29 protein-coding genes and 2 pseudogenes are annotated in these 23,475 nt (G+C 29.2%); 9 read left to right on the top strand and 22 right to left on the bottom strand.

The genetic code is table 11. The annotated features are described in order from the left end of the window. Positions 1–124: 124 nt before the first annotated feature. Both LQ686_RS04305 and LQ686_RS04300 read right to left on the bottom strand, forming a co-directional pair. Complete coding sequence (locus tag LQ686_RS04305) at positions 125–502, bottom strand: YxeA family protein (protein ID WP_158011184.1); 378 nt, start codon at positions 500–502, stop codon at positions 125–127. 166 nt (positions 503–668) lie between these two features. Then, complete coding sequence (locus LQ686_RS04300; protein WP_239733186.1) at positions 669–875, bottom strand: hypothetical protein; 207 nt, start codon at positions 873–875, stop codon at positions 669–671. A 234-nt stretch (positions 876–1,109) separates the two neighbouring features. Between LQ686_RS04300 and LQ686_RS04295 the strand changes: the two genes are divergently transcribed. From LQ686_RS04295 to LQ686_RS04275, 5 genes are all read left to right on the top strand, one after another. Beyond that, positions 1,110–1,649, top strand: a complete 540-nt coding sequence (locus LQ686_RS04295) for a GNAT family N-acetyltransferase (protein ID WP_107566130.1) — start codon at positions 1,110–1,112, stop codon at positions 1,647–1,649. A 116-nt stretch (positions 1,650–1,765) separates the two neighbouring features. Then, positions 1,766–3,025, top strand: a complete 1,260-nt coding sequence (locus tag LQ686_RS04290; RefSeq protein WP_107566129.1) for a Y-family DNA polymerase — start codon at positions 1,766–1,768, stop codon at positions 3,023–3,025. Positions 3,026–3,222: 197 nt separating this feature from the next. Beyond that, positions 3,223–4,026, top strand: a complete 804-nt coding sequence (locus tag LQ686_RS04285) for a S8 family peptidase (RefSeq protein WP_107566200.1) — start codon at positions 3,223–3,225, stop codon at positions 4,024–4,026. Between the two features lie 18 nt (positions 4,027–4,044). Continuing rightward, positions 4,045–4,794 carry an SAR2788 family putative toxin gene (locus LQ686_RS04280; RefSeq protein ID WP_107566199.1) on the top strand — a complete coding sequence of 250 codons (750 nt, stop codon included), beginning with the start codon at positions 4,045–4,047 and terminating at the stop codon, positions 4,792–4,794. Positions 4,795–4,797: 3 nt separating this feature from the next. Further along, positions 4,798–5,304: a phage tail protein gene (locus LQ686_RS04275; protein ID WP_107572999.1), complete on the top strand. Its 507-nt coding sequence runs from the start codon at positions 4,798–4,800 to the stop codon at positions 5,302–5,304. 396 nt (positions 5,305–5,700) lie between these two features. On the opposite strand, the gene LQ686_RS04270 is transcribed toward LQ686_RS04275, so the two are convergent. From LQ686_RS04270 to LQ686_RS04225, 10 genes are all read right to left on the bottom strand, one after another. Then, a complete protein-coding gene (locus LQ686_RS04270; protein WP_107566159.1) occupies positions 5,701–6,084 on the bottom strand; it encodes a hypothetical protein in 384 nt (127 codons plus the stop codon). An 18-nt stretch (positions 6,085–6,102) separates the two neighbouring features. Next, entirely contained in the window at positions 6,103–6,990 is an 888-nt protein-coding gene (locus LQ686_RS04265) for a DNA/RNA non-specific endonuclease (RefSeq protein ID WP_107566158.1), read from the bottom strand. 5 nt (positions 6,991–6,995) lie between these two features. Next, a complete protein-coding gene (locus LQ686_RS04260; protein WP_084756559.1) occupies positions 6,996–7,349 on the bottom strand; it encodes a hypothetical protein in 354 nt (117 codons plus the stop codon). A gap of 142 nt (positions 7,350–7,491) precedes the next feature. Continuing rightward, entirely contained in the window at positions 7,492–7,689 is a 198-nt protein-coding gene (locus tag LQ686_RS04255) for a hypothetical protein (protein WP_084756558.1), read from the bottom strand. A gap of 19 nt (positions 7,690–7,708) precedes the next feature. After that, positions 7,709–8,029, bottom strand: coding sequence for a hypothetical protein (locus tag LQ686_RS04250; RefSeq protein ID WP_107566157.1), 321 nt, complete (start codon positions 8,027–8,029; stop codon positions 7,709–7,711). Further along, complete coding sequence (locus tag LQ686_RS04245) at positions 8,030–8,446, bottom strand: hypothetical protein (RefSeq protein ID WP_107566156.1); 417 nt, start codon at positions 8,444–8,446, stop codon at positions 8,030–8,032. A gap of 105 nt (positions 8,447–8,551) precedes the next feature. Next, positions 8,552–8,770, bottom strand: coding sequence for a hypothetical protein (locus tag LQ686_RS04240; protein WP_107566155.1), 219 nt, complete (start codon positions 8,768–8,770; stop codon positions 8,552–8,554). 334 nt (positions 8,771–9,104) lie between these two features. Further along, positions 9,105–10,322 carry an MFS transporter gene (locus LQ686_RS04235; RefSeq protein ID WP_107596634.1) on the bottom strand — a complete coding sequence of 406 codons (1,218 nt, stop codon included), beginning with the start codon at positions 10,320–10,322 and terminating at the stop codon, positions 9,105–9,107. Then, a complete protein-coding gene (locus LQ686_RS04230) occupies positions 10,322–11,773 on the bottom strand; it encodes a formylglycine-generating enzyme family protein (RefSeq protein ID WP_239733185.1) in 1,452 nt (483 codons plus the stop codon). The genes LQ686_RS04235 and LQ686_RS04230 overlap by 1 nt, the downstream gene beginning before the upstream one ends. Positions 11,774–12,058: 285 nt before the next feature. Next, complete coding sequence (locus LQ686_RS04225; RefSeq protein ID WP_107566050.1) at positions 12,059–12,604, bottom strand: TcaA NTF2-like domain-containing protein; 546 nt, start codon at positions 12,602–12,604, stop codon at positions 12,059–12,061. Positions 12,605–12,662: 58 nt separating this feature from the next. Between LQ686_RS04225 and LQ686_RS04220 the strand changes: the two genes are divergently transcribed. Both LQ686_RS04220 and LQ686_RS04215 read left to right on the top strand, forming a co-directional pair. Continuing rightward, positions 12,663–12,857: a hypothetical protein gene (locus tag LQ686_RS04220; RefSeq protein ID WP_107566049.1), complete on the top strand. Its 195-nt coding sequence runs from the start codon at positions 12,663–12,665 to the stop codon at positions 12,855–12,857. A gap of 119 nt (positions 12,858–12,976) precedes the next feature. Beyond that, positions 12,977–13,225, top strand: a complete 249-nt coding sequence (locus LQ686_RS04215) for a GlsB/YeaQ/YmgE family stress response membrane protein (protein ID WP_025904335.1) — start codon at positions 12,977–12,979, stop codon at positions 13,223–13,225. Positions 13,226–13,953: 728 nt separating this feature from the next. On the opposite strand, the pseudogene LQ686_RS04210 reads toward LQ686_RS04215, so the two are convergent. From LQ686_RS04210 to LQ686_RS04165, 10 genes and pseudogenes are all read right to left on the bottom strand, one after another. Continuing rightward, a pseudogene (locus LQ686_RS04210) lies at positions 13,954–15,351 on the bottom strand (MFS transporter). Between the two features lie 169 nt (positions 15,352–15,520). Beyond that, complete coding sequence (locus LQ686_RS04205) at positions 15,521–16,441, bottom strand: AEC family transporter (protein ID WP_239733184.1); 921 nt, start codon at positions 16,439–16,441, stop codon at positions 15,521–15,523. A gap of 139 nt (positions 16,442–16,580) precedes the next feature. Further along, entirely contained in the window at positions 16,581–17,048 is a 468-nt protein-coding gene (locus tag LQ686_RS04200; RefSeq protein WP_107566047.1) for a GNAT family N-acetyltransferase, read from the bottom strand. An 11-nt stretch (positions 17,049–17,059) separates the two neighbouring features. Beyond that, positions 17,060–17,653: a histidine phosphatase family protein gene (locus tag LQ686_RS04195; protein ID WP_107566046.1), complete on the bottom strand. Its 594-nt coding sequence runs from the start codon at positions 17,651–17,653 to the stop codon at positions 17,060–17,062. A gap of 451 nt (positions 17,654–18,104) precedes the next feature. Beyond that, a complete protein-coding gene (locus LQ686_RS04190) occupies positions 18,105–19,034 on the bottom strand; it encodes a thermonuclease family protein (protein ID WP_239733183.1) in 930 nt (309 codons plus the stop codon). A 184-nt stretch (positions 19,035–19,218) separates the two neighbouring features. Further along, complete coding sequence (locus LQ686_RS04185; RefSeq protein ID WP_158011185.1) at positions 19,219–19,377, bottom strand: hypothetical protein; 159 nt, start codon at positions 19,375–19,377, stop codon at positions 19,219–19,221. A gap of 20 nt (positions 19,378–19,397) precedes the next feature. Next, positions 19,398–19,751 carry a hypothetical protein gene (locus tag LQ686_RS04180; RefSeq protein WP_107634375.1) on the bottom strand — a complete coding sequence of 118 codons (354 nt, stop codon included), beginning with the start codon at positions 19,749–19,751 and terminating at the stop codon, positions 19,398–19,400. Positions 19,752–19,873: 122 nt separating this feature from the next. After that, positions 19,874–20,521 (bottom strand): SdpI family protein, encoded by a 648-nt coding sequence (locus tag LQ686_RS04175; RefSeq protein ID WP_107566043.1) that lies wholly within the window; start codon positions 20,519–20,521, stop codon positions 19,874–19,876. Positions 20,522–20,538: 17 nt separating this feature from the next. After that, positions 20,539–20,793 (bottom strand): autorepressor SdpR family transcription factor, encoded by a 255-nt coding sequence (locus tag LQ686_RS04170; protein WP_049319759.1) that lies wholly within the window; start codon positions 20,791–20,793, stop codon positions 20,539–20,541. Positions 20,794–21,156: 363 nt separating this feature from the next. Then, positions 21,157–21,306, bottom strand: coding sequence for a hypothetical protein (locus LQ686_RS04165; RefSeq protein WP_182476238.1), 150 nt, complete (start codon positions 21,304–21,306; stop codon positions 21,157–21,159). 126 nt (positions 21,307–21,432) lie between these two features. Here LQ686_RS04165 and LQ686_RS04160 point away from each other — a divergent pair, with 126 nt between their 5' ends. Both LQ686_RS04160 and LQ686_RS04155 read left to right on the top strand, forming a co-directional pair. Continuing rightward, positions 21,433–22,053 carry a LysE family translocator gene (locus tag LQ686_RS04160; protein WP_107634417.1) on the top strand — a complete coding sequence of 207 codons (621 nt, stop codon included), beginning with the start codon at positions 21,433–21,435 and terminating at the stop codon, positions 22,051–22,053. 162 nt (positions 22,054–22,215) lie between these two features. Then, a pseudogene (locus LQ686_RS04155) lies at positions 22,216–23,460 on the top strand (MFS transporter). The last annotated feature ends 15 nt before the right edge of the window (positions 23,461–23,475 follow it).

Raw genomic sequence — 23,475 nt, 5'->3', positions numbered from 1 at the left:
TTATATTTTATTTTTATATTGTATTACAAACTATAATTAATTAATATACTTGAAGAATATTTCGTTATATTAAATATTTATTACAAATAAAAAGAACGAGATAAATTGATCATCTCGTTCTTTTTTATTCTATAACGTTTAGCACTTTCTTTGGTATTTCACTTTTATCAACTTCTTCAAATGATTCCACATGTGCCCCTTTATGCTTAATTTTTAAATAGTGATTTGTTTTAAGCTCATCTGATGATATAAATTCCACTTTCGTACGTTTACCATCTTCATCTACAATATCTTGCTTATATCTTCTAATATTATGTTCTTCAACAGCATCAGGTAGCTTTGTCTTTACATAAGCGTATTTCTCTTTCATAAATGGATTTAATTGATCTGATACACCTTTAATCTCACTTGAGCCAGATGTACTAAATATAACGATTAATAAACAACAACATAAAATGACAAATATAATTAGAAAAACAATACCTTTTAATAAACCTTTCAATGTTATCTCTCCTTTCAAGTAAAATGATAGCATCATCTCACTTGAAATAGTCCTAACATTGTTGTCACAACAGGCTTCTAAGCTTACAATTTTGTAAGATTAAGTCTTTCTTATTAAAACACACCTAATATATTTCCAATTAACCCTGCTGGTGTTATTAATACACCTACACCCGATAGAACAGATGCAATAACCGCTTTTCTATTTTTCTTATTGTTTCATTAATACTTCTTTCAAAGTTGTTCATTGAAATTGTAATTTTGTCTTGAATGATACTTAGCAAATGATCAATCTTATTGTTCAAAGTATCGAAACGTTCATCAACACGCTTTTTAAATTGTTCAAATTCATTTCTCGTAACATATTCTGACATAATGAGCACCTCTCTTTTTTTATTTTATAATTTATAAATATTATTGTCAAAAACTTTATTTTAAAATTATGCGATGGAAAGTAACCATTTTTTATTAGATTATATTGATTGGCTACATATTCTTAATAATTCATATAGCTTATTTTCAAAACTGTAAACTTCAAAGAAATTATAATTTTTCCAATTCACATGATATAATAATTTTAATTATTTTATACAGAACTGAGGGATAACATGGGTGAAAATTGTGAATTACATATTAGACCTATTAAATTAGAAGATTTAAATAGTATATGGCAGATGGCTTTTAAGGACTCAAATCCTGAATGGAAGTTATGGGATGCGCCTTATTTTCCTCATCATGCTATGTCATATGATGATTTCTTGCTACAAAAGGATGATTGGATAAATGTTCCGAATAGATGGGCTGTGATATACAACAACGAAGTTATTGGTACAGTCTCTTATTACTGGGAACATGAACCTTCTAAGTGGCTAGAGATGGGTATTTCAATCTATCAATCTGATAATTGGGGTAAAGGCATTGGCACTAATGTCATGCGTATGTGGATTGATCATTTATTCAATACTTTAGATATTGTTCGCGTTGGTTATACGACTTGGTCAGGAAATAAAGGCATGATTAAAATTGGAGAACGTCTTGGTATGACGATGGAAGCTAGAATTAGAAAAGTAAGATATTATAACGGAACTTATTACGACTCTATTAGAATGGGGCTTTTAAGAGAAGAATGGCAAGATTTAAAGTCTTAATCTAATACGTCACAATCATCATATGATAATATATTGTGCTTTTACACAAGTTTATACTTTACAAAATAGAACATATGTTCGTATAATAAAAGTACAATATGACTAGGGTGATTTTTATGTATGACTACAGTTATTGTCTAAATCGGGATATTTTATGCGTGGATTTAAAAAGTTTCTTTGCGTCTGTTTCATGTATTGAAAAAGGTTTGAACCCGCTAACGACTAAGCTAGCTGTTGTGGCTGATACGAAGCGTAAAGGTTCTGTTGTCTTGGCAGCTACACCACCTTTAAAAGCAATTGGTATTAAAACAGGTTCTCGTTTATATGAAATACCTCAACGTAAAGATATCTATGTTATTAATCCATCTATGAAGAAATATATGCAATTATCAACACAGATTAGCAAAATTGCTTTGGATTATGTTGCTCCTGAAGATTTTCATCAATACAGTATAGATGAATTCTTTATGGATGTATCAGAGTCGTATCATTTATTTGCGCATTCTCCCTTTTCATTAGCGATGCAACTTCAAGAGCGTATATTTAATTATACTCAAATTCGTAGCACGATTGGCATTGGCTCTAATTTATTACTCGCGAAACTTTCGATGGATATTGACGCAAAGCATACGAGTCTTGGTATATCAGAATGGCGCTATGAAGATGTGCCGTCTAAAGTTTGGTCCATTCAACCTTTACGAGACATGTGGGGAATCAATCGACGTACAGAAGCTAAGCTTAATAAGAAAGGGATATTTACAATTGGTCACTTAGCTAACTATCCTGTGGAATATTTGAAGCGGGACTTTGGCGTTATTGGCGTTGACCTTCATTTGCATGCTAATGGTATTGATGAAAGCGTCATTAGAAATCCTCATCGTATATATGATAAATCTCTAGGTAAGTCGCAAATACTTATGCGTGATTACAGTATGAATGAACTTAAGACTGTATTAAATGAACAAGTAGATGAAGTTTATTTCCGTTCTAGAAAGCTCAATTTATACCCTACACGTATTAGCGTGAGTGTCGGTTATGCAGACGTTGGAGGCGTGCGGAAGCAATTTACAAATAAAACGGGATTTATGAATACTTATGTTATCACACAATTATTATGGGATTATTTATCTCAACGGTTAGAACCGGACAGACTTTATAGAACGATCGCGATATCATTTGGCAAATTTATTCCAAACCAAATTAAGCAACTATCTTTATTCGACGATCCGTATCAAATTAAGACAGAGACACTCGAAAATCATTTAGATTTTATACGTATGAAATATGGCAAAGATATTGTTATGCGCGGTTCAAGCTTATTAAATAGTGGTACATTATTAGAAAGAAAAGGACTTATAGCAGGTCATAAAGCATAAACATGAACTTTATAAACATATATTGTAAATACAAACAATCATTGACATAAATATGAAGATAAGTAAATATATAAAGTATATATATTCAGAATGTTTTTTATTCTTTATATTACTGAATATATAAATTTAAACAGGAGGTCTTTATTCTCTAAACAATCTCAATAAGGGTATATTTAGATAATAATGATGGGTGTCGTATGAAACGTAGTGTCAAATATCTATTTATAGTAATCATTATTCTTATAGTTTTTTTCTCATTTTATTTCTACAAACAGCCAAATAATTGGACGTGGGAAACGCTAAATTTAACAAAAAAAGATTCAAACAACTCTAATACCAAAGTGGCTATATTAGATACAGGTATTAATAATGAAAGAATTAACAATGCGTTTGTCATAAAAAAATATGATGCTATAAATAAACGTAATCAAATAAACACTAAAAGTAATCATGCCACACAAATCGCAAGTATTATCACATATGGGAAACATAAAGAAAAGTTAATCGGGATAAGCAAAACAGTAAGTATTTACGATGTTAAGGTTTTAGATGATGAACTCGGTGGAGAGACAGATAGTATAGTGAATGGCATCAATTGGTGTATTAAAAACGATGTAGATATTATCAATATGAGTTTTGGCTTTCAACGTTACAACAAAGAATTACATGATGTTATAAAAAAAGCTAAAAAACAAGGTATCATTTTAGTAGGTGCAGCGGGAAATAATATGGATGATTATAGTGACTATCCTGCTCGTTTCAATGAGGTCTATTCTATTACAGCAATAGATAAAAATAACAAACCATTTATTTATGCACCAACTAAAAAAGTCGATTTTAAAGCGCCCGGTGTCGAAGTTTATACATTAGATTCAAAAGATGAAATTACAACTGTAAATGGAACATCTTTTGCCGCTGCTTATTTCACTTCTTACCTAACAACTAAATTGGATTCAAGAAATAATTTGTCACATGTTTTAAAAAAATACCCAATAAATTGATACATCAAAGGAGAAAATATGAAAAACAAACTTATAGCTTTATTACTTGCTAGTATAATCACGATTACTTATGGAAACTTTGCGGAAGCTGCTGAAGTTATTAAAGAAACAGATATAAATAGTGCTAATAGTAAAGTGAACGAAAATAACATTGACGAAAATATTTATACCAAAGATAACCGTAATTACATTGAAAATAATTATAACTCAAATGATTTAGATATTGAAAGTAGCTTAGAATTTGATCAAAATACAGATAAAATTACCGTAGACGCTTCATTAAATGACGAATATGGTAATAACCTAGATAAAACATATGATGTAACGTTTTTAAGAATTGTGAATGAAAATGACTTTAAAGCTGAATTTACTGATCAAGATACTGGAGAAAAATTAGTATATGATACAAATGAAGTTAAAGCTTCAGTTGCTCCTGTAGTCGCTGTATTAGTTGGCTTTATAGCTAAACAAGGTCTTAAAATGGCTATCAAAAAATATGGTAAAACCGTTGTAACATCAATGATTCGTACAAGCCCTCAAGTTGCTGCTCAAGCAGCTAAAAACTTAGGTTATTCTGCAACAAAATCTGTATCTCATGGCAAAAAGGTCTTTAAGAAAAATGGTAAAGGCAATCCCAAATATATCTCTGTTGATAAAGATGGTCACAATGGAGGAGCATGGAAAGGTGCAAGTAGCATTAAAAATCTAGGTAGTAAGAAAACAAGAAGCGGTACATATGATGCCAACCTAAAAAGAATTGGAGATTAAAAAATGATTATTAACATCGGAGAACAACAAATAAATTTTGATTTAGAAAGTGAAATTCCATTTTTTCAATCATCTCATGAAAATAGAATGCGTTTTGATATAGATAGTTTTGAAAAAAAGCAACTTTCTAAAATTATTAATCAGTTGTTTAGCAACCAATCTAATACAAAGTGTTCATTTTTATCTGAGTATTTATATCCTGTTAAATTTAGAGAAAAAACACGAATTGGTCGTTTTCTATCTATTACAAACTGGCATGAAGAACTCCATTATACTGATGAAAAATATATTATTGCAACTATTGAAAATATAAAAAATACAGAAATAATTAATTATTCTTTATATATTCAAAAAGGATTAGTAGAACCATATATCATCTTCTATAATGATAAAAATATGATATATCTTAGTAATTCTGTGATAGATATCATAAGTTTTTCTAAAGAAACAATTACTAATATAAAAACAGAATTCGGGAATTATATAGATACAATTCAAGAAACTGTTTAATAATTATAAAGAGAAACATAGTTCCCTTTTGATCTATGTTTCTCTCTTTTTTTCCTTTAAAATCGGACTTATATATACTACCATTCGTATGTAAAATATTGTATAGTAAACTTATAGGTTGTTAATTACGGCAGCATTTAATCATACACTAATAAACCAACACTATGTCATATGAACGTTAAAACCACAACAAGTCGCTATAATTGTTGTGGTTTTTATATTTGTCATTGATATTTTACAATCAAGTATTTGTGAGGTTTTTCTTTCCTAATTTCATATACCTTATTACATGTATTACATCTTGATAATTTCATCGTGGCATTGTTAATTTTTTTAAATAAATTTCCATCATGATTATTACAATAAGGACAAGTAACCTCAATATATGTTCTATTATCATTTACCATTAGATACTTCATTATTTTTTCTTTCTCTGTGATATATATAAATTGCTATTATTACTATAATAAAAATGTAACATAGTACAATAAAAGGATTGTTAATCCAGTGATTGTCTACACTAAATATATACACACCTATAAAACATAGTATAAAAAGGATAATATTTAATATCATATTTACCCTAAAAGCTTTGATACTTAAAGCTTGTCTCTTGTTTCGAATGCCGATTAACCAAAAATGTATTGTCATAAATAAGATAGTTAACGGTATATAGTAATAAGGAGAATATATATTATCTCCAATCAAATTAATAATAGCTATAAAAATAACAATAACTATCATTCTTATTTTACTTGCATGTTTTACAATAAATTCCATAATATCCCCCTAACTATTTCAATATTCATAAGTACCATCTTTATAATTAATCGATACACCTTTTTGAGTATTAGATACCCAAACGTTTAAGTTAACAGTCTGACCGTTGTCATTAATAGAATAAGCTCTCACATGTGAACCCCGTGGTAATAATTCATCATTATTGTACACAGGGTGTACATCATAATAAATCTTAGCTTCAGGGTGGTTATATATCGCATTTCTCACTTGAGTTTCAGGATAACCCATACCGCCACCTTCACTAGCTCTATTACTACCAACATTTTGCGCTCTTGTACCTAGTGTTAAATTATGTGTTTCCATATCTCCACCCAATGACCATGCTAATGAGTGAGATTTGTTATAGATATAACCTCTATAACCATCTAACTGTAATATTTGATTATTACTTTCATTGCCTTTCCACCTTTTTTCAAGTGGATCGTAAGTACCATCTTTAAATTCGCCTGCAAGTCTAACTGTTGAATCAAAAGAGGGGCGTTCTTGTGCTTTAGATGAATGACTATCCACTGCTTCCTTAGTCACAAGCGCTGTAACTCTGCCACCTCTACCTAAATCATCTAAATCTGAATAGTTAGCCCAAAATTTATCATTACCATTTTGGTTCAAGAGTTGCTGATCATAATCTGTGAGTGTTGTTTTATTGTCGTTCAATAAAGCGTAATTTTCTTCGTTAGTTTGAACTTTGATAAGCGCCTTATCTTCTTCACTTGTTTTTACTGTCGATTTTTTACTAAACGCTTTCGACTTTAATTCATTTAAACCTTTATCTATTTGATTATTAGCTTCTTGTTTAAGTTCTCTTTTAATATCCTTTTCCAAATCACACCCAGCTAATAGGGTACTTGTTAGGATTATTGCGAGTAACGTCTTGATGTACTTCATATTTTTCAACCTTTCTTATCAAATTGTGATTCTAACCAAAAATAAGTATTGCCACGTTTTTGATGATTTACAAAAGCCGGTTTAGGTACTACATCATAATGTTCATTTTCTAAAGCCCAGCGCACACCATGTCTACTTTTGCCAAGTATATCTCCGACTTCTTGCATACCTAAGATTTTTATAGGTTCTTGTCCTATATTAGTTAAGTCATTGTTTTTTAAATCAGAAACCGAGTAAACACCACTTGTTTCTGATACATAACAACCTAATTCTGTATTAATTGCTACATTCATACCATTAGATTTTGTGTATATAGTTTGATCGTGATTTAAAACCTCATTAATTTTTTTGAAATCCATATTAGTTCCTCCGTCTATAATTATGTTATAATAAATATACCTTTTTGTTTGGTTCAATAGATGATTCTGTTAACCAAATGTGCGATCACTTGTGTGGTCGCTTTTTTTATATCCACCATAACATAGCAGGGGAATAACAGAATCAAACTATAACACCTAACTTTTTAAATTCCTGATGTGCAGTAATCAATTTGATTGCTTCTTCTACTGAATATTTTTCATTTAGATATCCAATTAAATCCGAATTTTCATATAAACCAATTTCTTCATCACCCCAAAGGTTAACAATCTTTGAGAACATATACTTTTTGTTATGTGCTTCAAATATTTGCTCTAACATAGTAACCCTCCTTAGAATTTTATAACGCTTTGAACCAAATTAATTCTTCATAAGTGGTTTCATTCAAGTATTCTTCTAAATCTTCAACTGATTTAAATGGCTTTTTCTCAGTTATCCAATCTTTAGGGCTTTTTATTTCTTTATCTAATTCCAATGTTTGAACATTAAGTGTTACAAAAGAGAATTGACTTTCTTCATTTACGATTTTCATATCTGAACCGATGAGTATAATTGATTTCTCATCTATATTTTTTGTAATTCCAGTGCCTTTTTCATTAACAAAATTATCAATCACATCTTGTAGTTTTTCGAGTGATTTTTGTGTATGATATTTAATCATTTAAACCACTCTCCTTTGAGATGAGTTCAAAATACCTAAAGCTCTAATTAAAACGATATTGTACTTATCTTCTGTATCTGATTTACTCAGATTGTCTATATATTCATTGTTTTTATATAACCTTACTTTACAATCACCATTTGATACATCTTGTAATCTTAATTCATACAATTCATTATCTTTTTCAAACTCTATAGCTTTAATAACAAAGTCTGTATCTCTCATAATCTCAATACTTTTTAATAAGACAACAATTTCAGAAGGTTCATTATTTCCTCTTGCAGCAACACCTTTTAAATAACCATTTTCGTATTGTCTGACTTTATCTTCTTTGTCGGTTTCTTGCAGTCTTAAATCATACAGATTACCATTTGAAATAAATTCAATTGAATTAATCTTTTTATTCATTCTAGTCATGATAATTACCTCCTATAGTGTTATAATAAGAGGTGGAATGTGTCCTCATTCCACCAGTTTTTAAGGTGATAACTTAGTTCACAAGCACTTTTAAAAACTTTCGATTTAGGCGTGCGTTTTTTCTAAAAACGTTGCGTCTTTTTTTATTTTTGAAGCGGTATCGAGTAACACGTTTTCTATCTGCTCATTTACAGGTAGATCTAATAATCCTAGAAAAACACCATTTTCAAAAACGACAATACAGGTATAACCTTTACCAATGTTATGCTTAGTCAGTGTATAAATCTTATTGTTATATACAAACTTCAATGCCTGCGTATTCATTTTTTCACTCCTTCCTGTTTTTAACTACAAACATATTGTAACACACAAACACACATATTATAAATTATTATTAACTATTTGTTGGTTGAAATACAAAAAAACTACCTATGTTTATTACACAGGTAGGTAAATCATAGCATTCATTTTTCCTTTTATCATGCTAGTCAATTATATATCACCATTTGATACGATTTTAAGTAATTTATTTTTATGATGCTACACTAATTCATATTGTGATTTAATCGGATTTTTCGATTTATTCTTTTTTGCTAGTTCAATATAGTTAAAGAAGATTTGTTTGAAATGAACAAGATTATATCAAATTTTATATAATCTATGTTTTTATATCACTTTTTTCTAAGTTTATATTTTTAGTATACATATACCTAGAAAACATAATTGCTATTAAACAAGTTAACACACCTGAAATAGTATAAATATACTGTATAGCTATATATTCAGTTATATAACCAACTAGTAATATAGAAAATAGAAAAGAAAGTTGCACAAGTGAATTCTTTAAACCTGTGATCTTAATCATATCTTTTTCATTAATTTTATTTATAAAGTAAGTTTCCTGAATAATATCTTTTATTTGTAAAACTGGACCGATTAGCACCACTAGTACTAATGCAATTACATCAATTATATTAAAAGAATATAGAATCAATAAAATTCCATATATAAACATAAAAATAGTAATCTTTTGGATAGGTCGTTTGTTAAAGAATTCAGCATATTTTATTACAATAAAAGCGCCTAATATAGTGCCTAAGTAGTAACTAGCATTAACATATCCCCACCATGTTACATCATGCTTTAAATGTACTTGAACAAATTTTAATGTCACGGATCCTATCCAAATAGAACCCATCAAAACTTCTAAACACTCAATGATAATTAAAACTCTAATTACAGGGATACCTTTTAAAACCGAAAAAGAATTCATAATTGTTATAATCGGATTTTTACCTTGTAGTTCTTCCTTTTCATTTTTAATTTTTATATTAATAATTGCAATAAAAGCTAATGAAAGTAATATTAAAGAAAGTAATAAAAGGTTATTATTACCAATCAATGAGATAATCCATGCTCCTAATATCCATCCTGAAAATAGCAGTATCTGATCTAAACTCGTAATGAGAGACAGACCTTTTGCCATTTCATTACTATCAAGATTTTCTTTCAGTATTCTTGATTTCAGTGGAGTGAAAATACCATTTGAAAAGGATAGAAACATGATTATTATATAAACAATAATCATGTTGACATTATTATTTATACTTATCAGGAGTATTATCATGCATAGTATTTGAAACACTGCATTAAATAATAAAAGGTTTTTTACTTTAATTTTTTCAGTTATAATACTTATACTTAACCCTGAAAGAATTTTTGAACCAACACTAATAAAAGTTATTAGACTTGAAAAAAAGACTGAATTAGTTAGTGTATATACATAATAAGTAATTGCCATTGTATAGAAAGAAAAAGCTAAATTAGTGGCAAGTTGCGTTACTAATAACGAATAAAAACTTAAATTGTAAAACATTAGTAGATTGCCTTATTTTCAATAGGTTTTTTATTTTCTTTTCTCAATAATGGTAATGGAATTTCTTTAACGCATCTAAATCCCATTTCATCATGCCTACAATACGGTATATCTTTCCCTCTAAATGCCGGATACATTAGCTCTTGATGTGAATAAAAAGATCCTCCCTTTAAAACTCCGAATTGATTTAATTTATCATGATTATGATTATAAGAAGGATGGAACATTCTCTTGGAAAAGTAATCACTCTTGGTCCATTCCCAATTACCTCCAAGCATATTATGAACTCCATAACTCGAAACATTTCTTTCTATACTAATACTTTCTGAGAGTTCTATATCTTGGTTATAATATACATCTATTAATCTATCATGCCATTCTGATATAGAATCTGGTTTTTTTTCAAAAAGAGTTCCTGAATAACATACTTTGCTACCATCAAAATCATTGCCCCAAGGCCACTTTGTTACAGAATTTCCTTTAGCAGCTTTTTCCCATTGAAATTCAGATGGAAGAGTTTTTCCTTTCCATCTAGCGTAGGCATAAGCATCATAAAAATCAATCCCAGATACAGGATGATCAGGTTTATATTTAGAATCATAGTAAGTATTTCTTCTGTGATTTTTATTTTTCGGTTCATTTGGATGACAAAAAATATGTCCATATTTTTCTACAAATTCACAAAATTCATCATATTCCTCATTAGTCACTGGGTATTTATCTATATAATAGGCAGGTAACCAAACTTTAGTACTAGGAGCATTGTCTGTCCAAGCAAAATCTTTTTCTTTAATATCATTTTCACTTATACCATAATTAAAGAAACCCTCTTCTATATAAATCATATTTTCTTCATTTAAAGATTTAAACTCATCTTTAATTACTGCAGAAATATCTACTTTGTTTTCATAATGATTCATAAATTTTAAATGTTTTTCAAAATATGCTTTTTTATATGATAGTTCTTCTTCATTTTTTGCTCCATAGATTTTCAGTAAATTATGTATTACTATTTGGGCACCTAAACCTACAGGCTTTCTAGGTGTGTTTCTTTCCGTAATATCTCCAACAATATCTGATAAATATTTTACTGATAATTCTATTTTTTCTTCACCACAAATACTCATAGCTTTAAAAGAAACAAGATCGTCTGGATCATGAGTTAGCCTAATTATTGTTTCAATTGCTGAAGGATAAGGCAACCAACTTTTAACAAAATCTATTAATTTTGACCTTACATAACTATTTTTAAATCCAATAGCCATTCCAAATAATTGTTCAGCCACTGCAAAATGTCGTATTTTACTAGATATATCTAATACAGTATGGATGGTATTTTCAGTTTCTTTCTTATCTCTTAAGTTTAAATTTTTGAGCAAGTTATCAATTTTAAATAATTCTTCCATGTCTTCATTGTAAATTTCTAAATTATCATTAGATGTATATATCATTTTATTCATCCTTTCTAAATTCAATAAACAAAAGTCTTATAGAATATATTCTATAAGACTTTTGTTTATTGAATTTAATCCCATTTGTCATTACTTACATTAAGTACAGGTTCAAAAATACTTTCTTTCCAATCACGTTCTAAAGTTTTCATATTTATCGCCTCCTGAAATTAAATATATGTACGATTATTATTATATCATCAATAAATAAAAAAACACACTATTTTATCAGAAAATTTCCAATTTTTAAAATACATTCAGTGAATTATTAATCCTTTTACTAACTTATGTTTTTTGAATATCACCATATGATACGATTTTAAATGACTTATCTTTATGATCATACGCTAATTCATATTGTGATTTAATCGGATTATTAGACTTATCTTTTTTAACTAATTCAATATATATCTTTGAACCATCTTTTTTATAGCCTGTATATGTCGGCATAGTGTACTTAGATTTATTTTTACTGTCTACCATAGATTTAATATGATTAGACAAGCTAGAATTAGGTTCAAAATACTTTTCTACATGCTTAAACTCAACTTCTTTATAGGCTTTATTTAAGTCTTTGGTATAGTCGTCCATAAATGCCTTAGCTTCGTTTTCTATTTCTCTATCTTTTTTAACCATTTCATCTATCTTCGTTGTATCAAATTCTAAAGTTATATTTTGATTATTGATATCTTTATTTTCTTTAACTTTAACCGTATTAGACTTTAAAGTTTTACCTTTATATTTACCCTCAGCATATACAGAAATAGATCTATTAGATGGGTATGGTCCATATACACGTTTTTCTTCATACTTTGTTTGAACACCATTCACATAAACGAAAAAACTTAATTGCAGGTCATAAAGCTTAATATTTATGGAGTGTATGGTTATGAAAGAACTTAATATAAACTGGAAATCAGATTTTATTGAATACCAAACTTTATTATATAGTAGTGTCGATCCAGAATGGTTCTATGCCTGTATTAGAAATGATGTTTTAGTACCAGCATATACAGGACAAGGCAAACAATATTTTTGGACTAAAGATATCCTAGAAGCTCATAAAATAATACCAATATTTTAAAAAACCAACTATTTACTACAATTATTGTTTAATTTTACCAATAATTTTCTTTATAAGTGTTTAACGTATCTTCACTTTGGATATATATAAAGAAGTGTAAAAGTAGGAGGTAATTATATATGGGCTTTATATTAATGTTAATCGTCGGCGGTTTAATCGGCTGGCTAGCAGGTGTTATTTTAGGTAAAGATATTCCAGGCGGTATTATTGGTAATATTATCGCAGGTATTATTGGTTCAGCAATTGGTGGTAAATTATTAGGAGATATGGGACCAGTAATAGGTGGAATTGCAATTATTCCAGCATTAATCGGTTCAATCATCTTAATCTTAGTACTTTCATTCATTTTAAAAGCAATTAAAAAATAGAAAGTACAATAAATATAAAGAAGCATATCACTTAATTAATTTTGTGATATGCTTCTTTTTTGATACAGATATATTTAACAAATAAAAGCACCACACAAAATTGTGCGGTGCTTATGTCATATACGAATAAATATTTTCAAAACCACTCTAGGTAAATAGCTTTGTAATAATAAAATACCCGACGTATATAAACTCTAAACATTATTTTAATAATAATCTAAAGAAATTCATGATTCTTTAACGTTTATTAGAACCTTTACTAAAAAGATTTCTTATAAGTCTCATAATTAAAACTGTACCAACATATCTTAAAATACGTTTTACTATGTTTCCCATCCTTATCAGCTCCTCTTACAATATATCATTTACTATTACTTCTTCACTACTTTACCCAATTAAGTCTTTCATTACACATATAACAAAAAGATTTCGTAGTCCCGCCCCGGCAAGGATCACTAGAGTTGAAAAAACTTAGTACAAGCGTATTTCAATTAAGACATCTACTGATAAGATACTACAAGAGACTGAGACATAGCATTATGTCCCGGTCTTTTTTATAAGGAAAAATCAATGTAAACGTGAGTTTCTATGTTGCTTGTTTGGGCTGTCTTGCAACATAGGGATCGTCTATGTTGCTTGTCGCACCTCACTTGCAATGTTGACCCTCATATTTCTAAAAATATGAAAAAGAGTCTAGAACTTTTCAGTCTCAGACTCTTTAATGTAAATTATGATTTTGTACTTTCGTTATGCCACCATAATGAATCTTTCGGATTTTCTACAGCATGAACAAATTCTTTTTTCGATGCTACAGTTGGATAAGATCCTTTTAATGATTTTTTAGAAGTATCTTCAAATAATGTTAAGACAACAATCAGACCAATAATACTCACACCCAATAAATAGAATGCAGGTGCTAAATTATTACCTGTCACGTGTACTAACCATGAAGCTACTAATGGTGTTGTACCACCAAATAACGAAACTGAAATATTAAATGTCCATGATAATGTTCTGTAACGAATATCTGTATGGAACAATGTTGGTAATGAACCTGGCATTGTACCTTCGTAAACTGATAATACGATACCTAACAATAGTAATCCAAGGAATAAGAATCCTAGTCCACCAATGTTTAAGAATTGGAATGAAACAACAGATACTAATATACCTAAGATTAGACCGAAAGAAATTACTTTCTTATTACCTATTTTGTCGCCAAGTCTACCAAATGTAAGTGCGAACGGTACCATAATCAGTAATACAACCGCTGTTATCGGTGTACTAATACGATCACTAATACCAACCGTTTCATCTAGATAAGAAGGCATGTAACCTAATAATACATAGTTTGTAATGTTAAAGAAGGCTACAAACACAATACATAATAAGATATCTTTTTTATATTGTTTTATAATTTCAATAACGCTCAGTTGATCTTTTTGATCAGCGATATCATTTTCAAAAATTGGTGTTTCTTCTAATTGCGCTCTCAAGTATAGACCAATCAATCCAATTGGCGCGCTTAAGAAGAATGGAATTCTCCAACCCCAAGAATTCATTTGAGCGTCTGATAGTGTCCAGAACAATACTGTAACAAGGATAGATGCCACAATATAACCAGATAAAGTACCAATTTCTAATCCACTACCTAATCTAATTCTTTTATTATCCGGTGAAGACTCTGCGATATAAACCATCGCACCAGCATATTCCCCACCTACTGAGAAACCTTGTAAAATACGAGCTAGCAATAATAAAATTGGTGCCCAAACTCCGATTTGATCATATGTAGGTAATAGTCCAATAATCAAAGTAGAAATTGCCATCATAATAATAGTAAATGTTAAGACAACTTTTCTACCTAGCTTGTCACCTATTTTACCAAAGACGATTCCGCCCACTGGTCTAAGTAAGAATGCTATCGCAAATGTTGCAAAAGTGAAAATTAATTATAATTCATCATTTTGAACTGGACTGAAGAAATTCTTACTAATGATAACTGCAAGGTAAGAATATAGTGCAAAGTCAAACCATTCCATTGCATTACCAATACCAGTAGCAAATACACTTTTCTTTGCCATACCGATATCTACGACGTTGATTTTCTTTTTATTAAACTTCAAACGTATACAGCTCCTTTTCATGTTTAAAGAGTATACGCTCACTTTTTATAGTGTCAACTTAATATTTAAATATAATAATATACATTTTTCACCTAATAGTATACGACAAATAAATGTCCACGCTTACATCTTAGTAAGCATGGACATTATAAATTTAAACGATATTCACTTAAGTAAATAGTATATATGACAAATAAATGACGATTGAAACTGTGACTGAACTTAATAATGTGGAGAATAATACAATTTGAGCATGTAGTTCAGGTTCCACATCATATTCAAAAGCAATTGTTGATGTATTTCTTGAAGTTGGAAAGGCACTAGCTATAAATAACGATTGTGCAATAACGCCATCAATATGGAATAAATAAATTAAACCAAGTGCAATAAGTGGTCCAATTATCAACCTACCAATCAACGATCCCATAATCGCTCTATGCAATAATTTCAATTTAATATGCGCTAATTGAGCACCTAATAAAATTAAAGCAATTGGCGCAAAACTATCTGAAATTTGATGGATTGGAATAAGAAACACTTGAGATAATTTAATATGCCCTACTTGAAATATAATACCTAAAATCAGTGCGTGAAAAACTGGTAACTTCAAAAAAGAAATGACAATATCTTTTAAACTTTTAGTAGTGGAAAGTAAATTATACATACCATAAGAATACGTAAGTAGATTTTGGAAAATAAGCACGAAGATTTGTACCGCAACACCAATAGGATTTTGACTAAAGATTAATTGACTGACCGGCAAACCATAGTTCCCAGAATTCATCAAAGAGATACTATTCTTTAAAGCAGCACTCTCACCTTTTTGAAGATTCAATACTTTAGCAAATAAATTACCAATTAAAATCATAACTAAACTATAAGCTACAATATAGTATAGAACCTTTAATAACAAATCCATCTGAATCGTAATATCATAAATATTCGCAAAAACCGCAACAGGCATTAAACAATAAGTAATAAGTGTAGAAAAATGTTTGAAATTAAATTCAAACTTTCTCTGTAATAAAAACCCAACAAAAATTAAAATAAGAAGCGGTAATAACACTTCCGTTAAAATGAAAACAAACATAATATCCTCTTTCTCACTATATTTCTCTTATATTCAAGCTATCACAAATGAATCATAATAAATATGACAAATTTAGTATTTTGAATGATAAGTTTAAGTTATGAATATAGAAATATAGATAACTAAAGCTTAGGTAGTTTTATTTAAATTTTTCCATTCTATAAATACCTTCAGCATCTTGAAATTTGATACCATTCTTGAAATCATAACCATACTTTTTATAGAACTCTACTGCTGTAACTGATGCTGGAATTTCTATACGTTGTGCACGTTTATAATAATAGTCATTTTCAAGGGTTTCTATTATGAACTTACCAATACCTCTTCCTTGATGATCTGGTGATACAAAAATGGTAAACAAGCTACTTTCAGTTTGGCTACCCCAATACGGTCCAATTGCACCTGTTGCTATTATTTGATTATTTTCTTCAAATATATAAAAATTTGTAAAACTTGCTCTTTCAATTATTGCTTCAGGTGTCATGCTACTCACAACTTTTTCTATCTCTTCAACTGGTTCATCTTTTACATTGGTTGTTCTCAATGTGTGAATAATCATTTCACTAACTGCTTTTGCATCTTTTGAATCGAACATTCTAATTTTCAAACAATCATCCTTTATATCTCACCAATTTTCTTATATTGAGACAAGTGATTTACTTGATTACATTCTAATATTTCTACTTTATCGTCTGATATTTTTAACGACGATATGCTACCGTTTGTAAGTTTAATTTTTCCTGTCCCTGTTTCTCCATTTGAATAATGATATAATATGGCATTAATAAAGGCACCATGAGATACAACTACTACATTTTGATTTGGATATTTTTCATGTAATTCAGACAATCCATTTACGAATCTATGCTCGATACTAGCCCCATCTTCACTATTAGGATATATTCGATTTGGGAATCGTTCGAGTTTTTCAGCAAGCGTCATACCTTCAGCATCACCAAACGATAATTCAATAAACGCTTCTCTCTCAATCAAATCTACATTCAATTGTTCTTGAACGATTTCGGCAGTTTTTTTAGCTCTTTTTAAAGGACTCGTAATAATCACATCAATCTTTTTATCCTTTAAAGCTACACCACTTTCGTTAGCTTGTAATTCGCCATTACGATTCAAAGGAATATCCGTTCTGCCTTGCGTTCTACCTTCCAAATTCCAATCCGTTTCACCATGTCTTAAAAAATATACATTTGTCATCATTCAAACCTCACATTAAATAATTTAAAATCTATTGTATCACTTATAACGGTACATAACACGCTAAATTTCAGTAAATATACATTAAAAATTGTGAAGAAAACTTTTGAATTGGACTTATCAATATTGTATAATATTTCCATACAATACAACCATGATAGCTTCCATCATGGACAACACCACCCCCCTTATTCTCGGAAAATAAGGGGGGTTTTTAGTGTGGTTATTTATCTATTTTTTCTAATTCTAATGAATACCGTTTCAACAACTATACTAACGAAAATCATTACGATTAATAGTACAACTAAACTCCAAACATATCCCAATTCCAAATAACTAGTTAAAGTATTACATCCCCAAATAGCTAAGAAATAGATTAATAATCTTAAGATAAAAAATATAATTTTATTATTCATAATAATCTCCTTTAACTAAGATAAATAAAATAAATTTAATTTGCTTCACATGCAAAGTTATCTTTGTCTCTATCTAGTTTACCATTGTATGCTGGATGTGTACTAGGTACGCCATTTGGATATACTTTTCTAAGTGCTGTACAATTTGGATAATATTCTGATCCTGCATTTTGAGAAGTATTTTTTGGTGTTTGTGTTGCAGAATTTCCTGCTCCATTTGAACTTTGAGTATTATTTGATGCTGGTTGATTAGTTGTAGATTGTTGTGTGCTTGCTTGATTATCTTCAAATGCACTTCCTAAACTCCAAATACCTAATTTTTCTTCTTTTGCTTTTTCTTGTGCACTTTCTAATTGATCTAAATATCTTGTATTTGGCGGATATACATATGCTACTTTAGCTAATCCTTCTCTCACCAATATTTCATTAAGCATTTTACCATCTACATATATATATGCTAAATAACGTTGATATTTATCTGTTTGTCCACCTACATCAAACTCTACTTCGATTTTCTTTGCATTCGTTAACAATTCTTTTGTTCTATCTGATGCTTCTTGTCCAAATGGTTGCTTACCTAATCTTGGATGTTTCGTTTCAGGTGTGTCAATTAGTAAAAATCTAAATGATTGTTGGCTGCCATTATAAATAAATTTCGCAGTATCTCCATCAACTGTACCCGCTAACTCAACTGGAATTCTGTCAGTTGTACCTGGTTTGTATGTTTTTTCTTGAGTACCATTTTGACTAGATTTCTCATTATTATTTGAATTTTTCTCGGAGTTCTCTACTTTTTCCTTCAGCATTTTATTTGTCTCTTCTAATTCTTTTTGTTTACTTTTTAATGCTGTATACTCCTGTTTTACTTTTTCTTTTTCACTATTATCAATACTTACATTACTACATCCACTTTCAATAGTTGCTAAGAATAAAATACTTACACATAACAATATAATCTTTTTCATAACACTTACTCCTACTTAAATATTCACTTGTTAATTATACTAAATTCACAAAAATTTATCGTAAATTTTTATTATCTTGTTCGATTAAATTACCTTACCTTAAAAGATTATATTAATAGCATTTATAAATAAAAAATATTCAATGGATTAAAATCAAAAAAATAAAAACACCTTTACGATGTTTTTAGTCAAATAATCGAAAAATCATTCTAAATATCCAGCCTATAGCTCTTGGAATTGTAACAAATATTGCTCTGATAATATCTCCTATATAAAAGAACCCTTCTAAAAAATCTCCAAAAGATAATTTATCAGCTTTATGTTTTTTATTTTCTTTACCCATATGACGCCTCCTATCTTAATTTATAAATGTACAGAAGCAAATTCAACTAGATAGTTGATACCTTTTATAAATATATAAAATGCATAAGCCATAGTGCCTAAAATAAATAAAGCAGACATTATTTTAATTTTTTCTCCCTTATCTCTATAAACAATATGTACGATAATAAACAATGTCATTAAAGAAAGATAAGCAAAAGCCACTGCAGTTAACGTACCTACAGCATTTCGCTTCGTATGTAAGTGACTCGTAATCCATGAATCATAAAATGCATCTCTAATACCAAGATGCCCAGTATAAAGATCAAAGCCTACTCCTAGTAATATCAGTAAACCTTCAACAATAAATGCCATCAACAATAAGAATGTTTTCATTTAATCACCTTAGTATTTTAATTAATTCCATAATTAATAAATAACAATAGTTATGGATAATAGTAATATACTTATGAAATAAGGGCAACATGTCGAAACACATTACCCTTCAAATATTTAAATTAATTTTTAGATAAGATTTGATATGTGTACCAAGAATAAAGTAATGGTATTAATACAAGAATTACAATTAAAGTAATCGTTACAACAGTGTTAATCATGTGTAATAAACCTAGAACAAACATCATGAGTCCAACTATTATATAAATTAAAGCTGTAAATCTATGCGTCTTCTTCCATACATATTCACTAGCTTTCGTCCACTTATTTTTAATCCCCAATGTATTATTTTTCGGTACTTTAGGTAAATAATTACCTATTATAATCAGAAGTACACCAACTAAAACTGGTATTATAAAATTGGCTGAGATTTCATACCCTAGTCCATTACTTATTACAATTAACGTAATGACATATATAAATCCTTGAACTAAAGGATTGAGTAAATCATTTAAAGATTTTATATTAGAAAATTTGCGTTGATCTTTATCTTTAGCAATTTTTAAATTTGTGATGATATAACTAAACAACATAATACCAATCATTACAATAGCTGCTACAAATTTATTAGCTGACCAATTTATTTCTCCATTTGCATTATATTGCATTGGAACATCATGAGGTAGAAACGGAATTGCTATAATCCATGTAATAATAGCAATACAAATAATAAATATACTGAGTTTAGATTGTTTATATATTTCTTTCACTTCAAAAACCCTCTCATTTAGTTTTTAAACTGAATCACCCATTTAATGACTTCCTCAAAAACAGATAAGTTTAAGTGATAATATATATACTTTCCTTGTCTTTCAGAATAAATTAAGTCATTCAGTCTAAGTATTTTCAAATGTTGCGAAACACTAGCTTGGCTCATATCGAAATGACTTGCGATATCACTAGCAGTCATCTTTTCATCCTTTAACATTTCTAAGATTTCTCTTCTTGTTTCATCTGATAAAGCTTTAAAAATATCTTTCATAAATCACACCTTTTTCTTTATCATCATTTAATCATTTAATTAACTACTTAAATGTTATAATAAAAAAATTTATATGTCAACTTCGTAAGTTTAAAGACTATTTAATTAAAAGTTTATGATAAAATAATGATATTCAAAAAAACATTCAATCTGTTAAATCAGACGTAGGCACTATGTACTTAATATGTGGCATTACGCTAATACTTATAAGCATTATCATATTTATCTGGGAAGGCAAAAGTATCTTCAATATATTTATATTTGCTTTAGGAATTTTATTAACTTTAGGTTCTTTGTTAAACTTCCTTTTAAATTTAATATAAAAACTAGTCATACTGTCATAACTAGTTTTACCTACAAACATTAATCTTTTTCAATAGCACCTCTTCTGTATGCGAAATATACTAATGATAAAACAGAAAACCACATAAATGGTGCAAATAATGATACAAATCCAACTCCAACAATCATACTTAACCAGGTTGAATCCACTCTATATTTACCAAAATTCATATAATACTCCTAAAATAATTATTAATTTCAGTCGAATATACCACTTAATTATAAAATAGTATAGTTATTTTAATATTTCTTTGTTATATTATTTAAAACAAATCATCAATAAGAGGTGTTGCATATATGGATAATTGGTTAAGTTTCGTAGTTATTGCATTAATGATCATTATTATTCCGGGACCAGATTTCTTCATTGTATTGAATAATACTTTAAAAGGAAATGCTAAAAATGGCATTATGGCTGGCTTAGGTATATCGAGTGCACATGTTTTTTATTCAGCTTTAGCAGCATTTGGATTAATTTTTATATTAACAACATCATATTATGTTTTTAGTGCTATCAAAATATTAGGTTCTGTTTACATTGCTTATTTAGGCGTTAAGACCATTTTAAACGCTAAAAAGACTTTTCACATTACAACTGAACCTACAATACAGACGAATATTAGTCTGACATCATCATATAAACAAGGATTTTTAAGTACAATTTTTAATCCAAAAGCAATACTATTTTATGTGAGTATATTACCTCAATTTATTACAAAACAAGATGGATCAATGACAATAATCATTCTATCCTCTTTATTTATCATCACAGTATTTGTGTGGTTCTTTATCTGTAGCTTTCTATTTAACTACATAAGACAATTATTTAATAATCACAAATTCAAATCCATCCTCGACTATGCAATAGGCACCGTCTTAATCGGCTTAGCCATCAGTATATATAGATTGGAGAAATAATTAACTCTATACCTAGACAAGAATTCTGCTAATAACAGTTTTCTTGTCTTTTTTTGATACACCTAATACTTTTTAATTAATCTATATCCTAATTGTTAACATTGATATATAATTTTAAAAAAAGTATATATTTCACCAACCTTTTAATAAAGGAGGAAAGCGATGAATAAACATAATAAATATATAGAACTTTTAAGCACTAATTTAGAGGAACGTCAAAAGTATTATAAAAAAATACTCTTTATTGTTAGCTTATAACAAGTGTTTGGAGGTGCTGGTTTAGCTGCTGGTTTAACAGTAGGTGCTTTAATAGCTAAAGATATATTAGGTACAGATGCATACACAGGGATCCCCACTGCTTTATTCACATTTGGTTCAGCTGGTGCAGCATATTTAGTAGGGCTATTTTCTCAAAGATATGGGAGAAGAATAGGATTATCCTTTGGCTTTGCTTTAGGTGGACTTGGCGCAATCGGCGTTATTATTTCAGCTATAACTGAAAATATTTGGTTACTATTTATATCATTACTAATTTATGGATCAGGTTCTGCAAGTAATCTTCAAGCTAGATATGCAGGTACAGATTTAGCTCAACCTAAACAAAGAGGTAAAGCAATTAGTACCACAATGGTTATGACTACTTTTGGTGCAGTATTAGGACCTAACTTAGCAGAAACGACCGGTAATTTTGCAAAACTTATCAATTTACCACCATTATCCGGCCCATTTATACTCGCAGCAGCTTCCTATATTATTGCTGGTACAATTTTATTTATAATGTTAAGACCTGACCCATATTTAGTGTCGAAATATATGAGAAGTAATCATAAAAATGATCTTACTTCACCATTAAATAACAATCAGAAAGGTATTATGATTGGTGCATTTGTAATGATTTTAACGCAAATGATTATGATCGCAATAATGACAATGACACCTATTCATATGCAATATAATGGACATTCGTTATCATCAATCGGAATGGTTATCGGTATTCACATCGGTTCAATGTACTTACCTTCACTTATAACTGGAACATTAGTAGATAAAATTGGTGTGACAAAAATGAGTATCGCATCAGCTATTACATTATTAGCATCAGGAATACTAGCTGCATCAGCACCTGAACACTCCATTATTGCACTTTCAATAGCACTTTCATTATTAGGGATCGGATGGAATTTTGGACTTATTAGTGGAACAACCCAAATAGTAAATTCCACTACACCAAATAACAGAGCAAAAATACAAGGTAAAATCGATATATTCATCGCACTTTCCGGAGCAACAGGAGGTGCAATATCAGGTATGATAGTAGCAAATAGTAGCTATGCATTCCTTTCTATATGGGGTGGCATACTCTCATTAATATTAATCCCAATTGTCATACTTCAAAAACAAAAGTAGTTTTTTTAATATAAG

This window comes from Mammaliicoccus sp. J-M41 (assembly GCF_022385935.1).
GTDB classification, from domain to species: domain Bacteria; phylum Bacillota; class Bacilli; order Staphylococcales; family Staphylococcaceae; genus Mammaliicoccus; species Mammaliicoccus sciuri_A.
This window is presented reverse-complemented; position numbering and strand designations above follow the sequence as displayed.

What these genes read in the sequence shown, in the direction of transcription:
- LQ686_RS04300 (WP_239733186.1), bottom strand. Translation starts at nt 875, where the DNA reads ATGTCAGAATATGTTACGAGAAATGAATTTGAACAATTTAAAAAGCGT.
- LQ686_RS04195 (WP_107566046.1), bottom strand. Translation starts at nt 17,653, where the DNA reads ATGACAAATGTATATTTTTTAAGACATGGTGAAACGGATTGGAATTTG.
- LQ686_RS04265 (WP_107566158.1), bottom strand. Translation starts at nt 6,990, where the DNA reads ATGAAGTACATCAAGACGTTACTCGCAATAATCCTAACAAGTACCCTA.
- LQ686_RS04280 (WP_107566199.1), top strand. Translation starts at nt 4,045, where the DNA reads ATGAAAAACAAACTTATAGCTTTATTACTTGCTAGTATAATCACGATT.
- LQ686_RS04180 (WP_107634375.1), bottom strand. Translation starts at nt 19,751, where the DNA reads ATGAAAACATTCTTATTGTTGATGGCATTTATTGTTGAAGGTTTACTG.
- LQ686_RS04245 (WP_107566156.1), bottom strand. Translation starts at nt 8,446, where the DNA reads ATGACTAGAATGAATAAAAAGATTAATTCAATTGAATTTATTTCAAAT.
- LQ686_RS04255 (WP_084756558.1), bottom strand. Translation starts at nt 7,689, where the DNA reads ATGTTAGAGCAAATATTTGAAGCACATAACAAAAAGTATATGTTCTCA.
- LQ686_RS04250 (WP_107566157.1), bottom strand. Translation starts at nt 8,029, where the DNA reads ATGATTAAATATCATACACAAAAATCACTCGAAAAACTACAAGATGTG.
- LQ686_RS04260 (WP_084756559.1), bottom strand. Translation starts at nt 7,349, where the DNA reads ATGGATTTCAAAAAAATTAATGAGGTTTTAAATCACGATCAAACTATA.
- LQ686_RS04285 (WP_107566200.1), top strand. Translation starts at nt 3,223, where the DNA reads ATGAAACGTAGTGTCAAATATCTATTTATAGTAATCATTATTCTTATA.
- LQ686_RS04190 (WP_239733183.1), bottom strand. Translation starts at nt 19,034, where the DNA reads ATGAAAAAGATTATATTGTTATGTGTAAGTATTTTATTCTTAGCAACT.
- LQ686_RS04205 (WP_239733184.1), bottom strand. Translation starts at nt 16,441, where the DNA reads ATGTTTGTTTTCATTTTAACGGAAGTGTTATTACCGCTTCTTATTTTA.
- LQ686_RS04240 (WP_107566155.1), bottom strand. Translation starts at nt 8,770, where the DNA reads ATGAATACGCAGGCATTGAAGTTTGTATATAACAATAAGATTTATACA.
- LQ686_RS04160 (WP_107634417.1), top strand. Translation starts at nt 21,433, where the DNA reads ATGGATAATTGGTTAAGTTTCGTAGTTATTGCATTAATGATCATTATT.
- LQ686_RS04230 (WP_239733185.1), bottom strand. Translation starts at nt 11,773, where the DNA reads ATGATATATACATCTAATGATAATTTAGAAATTTACAATGAAGACATG.
- LQ686_RS04275 (WP_107572999.1), top strand. Translation starts at nt 4,798, where the DNA reads ATGATTATTAACATCGGAGAACAACAAATAAATTTTGATTTAGAAAGT.
- LQ686_RS04220 (WP_107566049.1), top strand. Translation starts at nt 12,663, where the DNA reads ATGAAAGAACTTAATATAAACTGGAAATCAGATTTTATTGAATACCAA.
- LQ686_RS04235 (WP_107596634.1), bottom strand. Translation starts at nt 10,322, where the DNA reads ATGTTTTACAATTTAAGTTTTTATTCGTTATTAGTAACGCAACTTGCC.
- LQ686_RS04270 (WP_107566159.1), bottom strand. Translation starts at nt 6,084, where the DNA reads ATGGAATTTATTGTAAAACATGCAAGTAAAATAAGAATGATAGTTATT.
- LQ686_RS04295 (WP_107566130.1), top strand. Translation starts at nt 1,110, where the DNA reads ATGGGTGAAAATTGTGAATTACATATTAGACCTATTAAATTAGAAGAT.
- LQ686_RS04185 (WP_158011185.1), bottom strand. Translation starts at nt 19,377, where the DNA reads ATGGGTAAAGAAAATAAAAAACATAAAGCTGATAAATTATCTTTTGGA.
- LQ686_RS04165 (WP_182476238.1), bottom strand. Translation starts at nt 21,306, where the DNA reads ATGAATTTTGGTAAATATAGAGTGGATTCAACCTGGTTAAGTATGATT.
- LQ686_RS04290 (WP_107566129.1), top strand. Translation starts at nt 1,766, where the DNA reads ATGTATGACTACAGTTATTGTCTAAATCGGGATATTTTATGCGTGGAT.
- LQ686_RS04215 (WP_025904335.1), top strand. Translation starts at nt 12,977, where the DNA reads ATGGGCTTTATATTAATGTTAATCGTCGGCGGTTTAATCGGCTGGCTA.
- LQ686_RS04170 (WP_049319759.1), bottom strand. Translation starts at nt 20,793, where the DNA reads ATGAAAGATATTTTTAAAGCTTTATCAGATGAAACAAGAAGAGAAATC.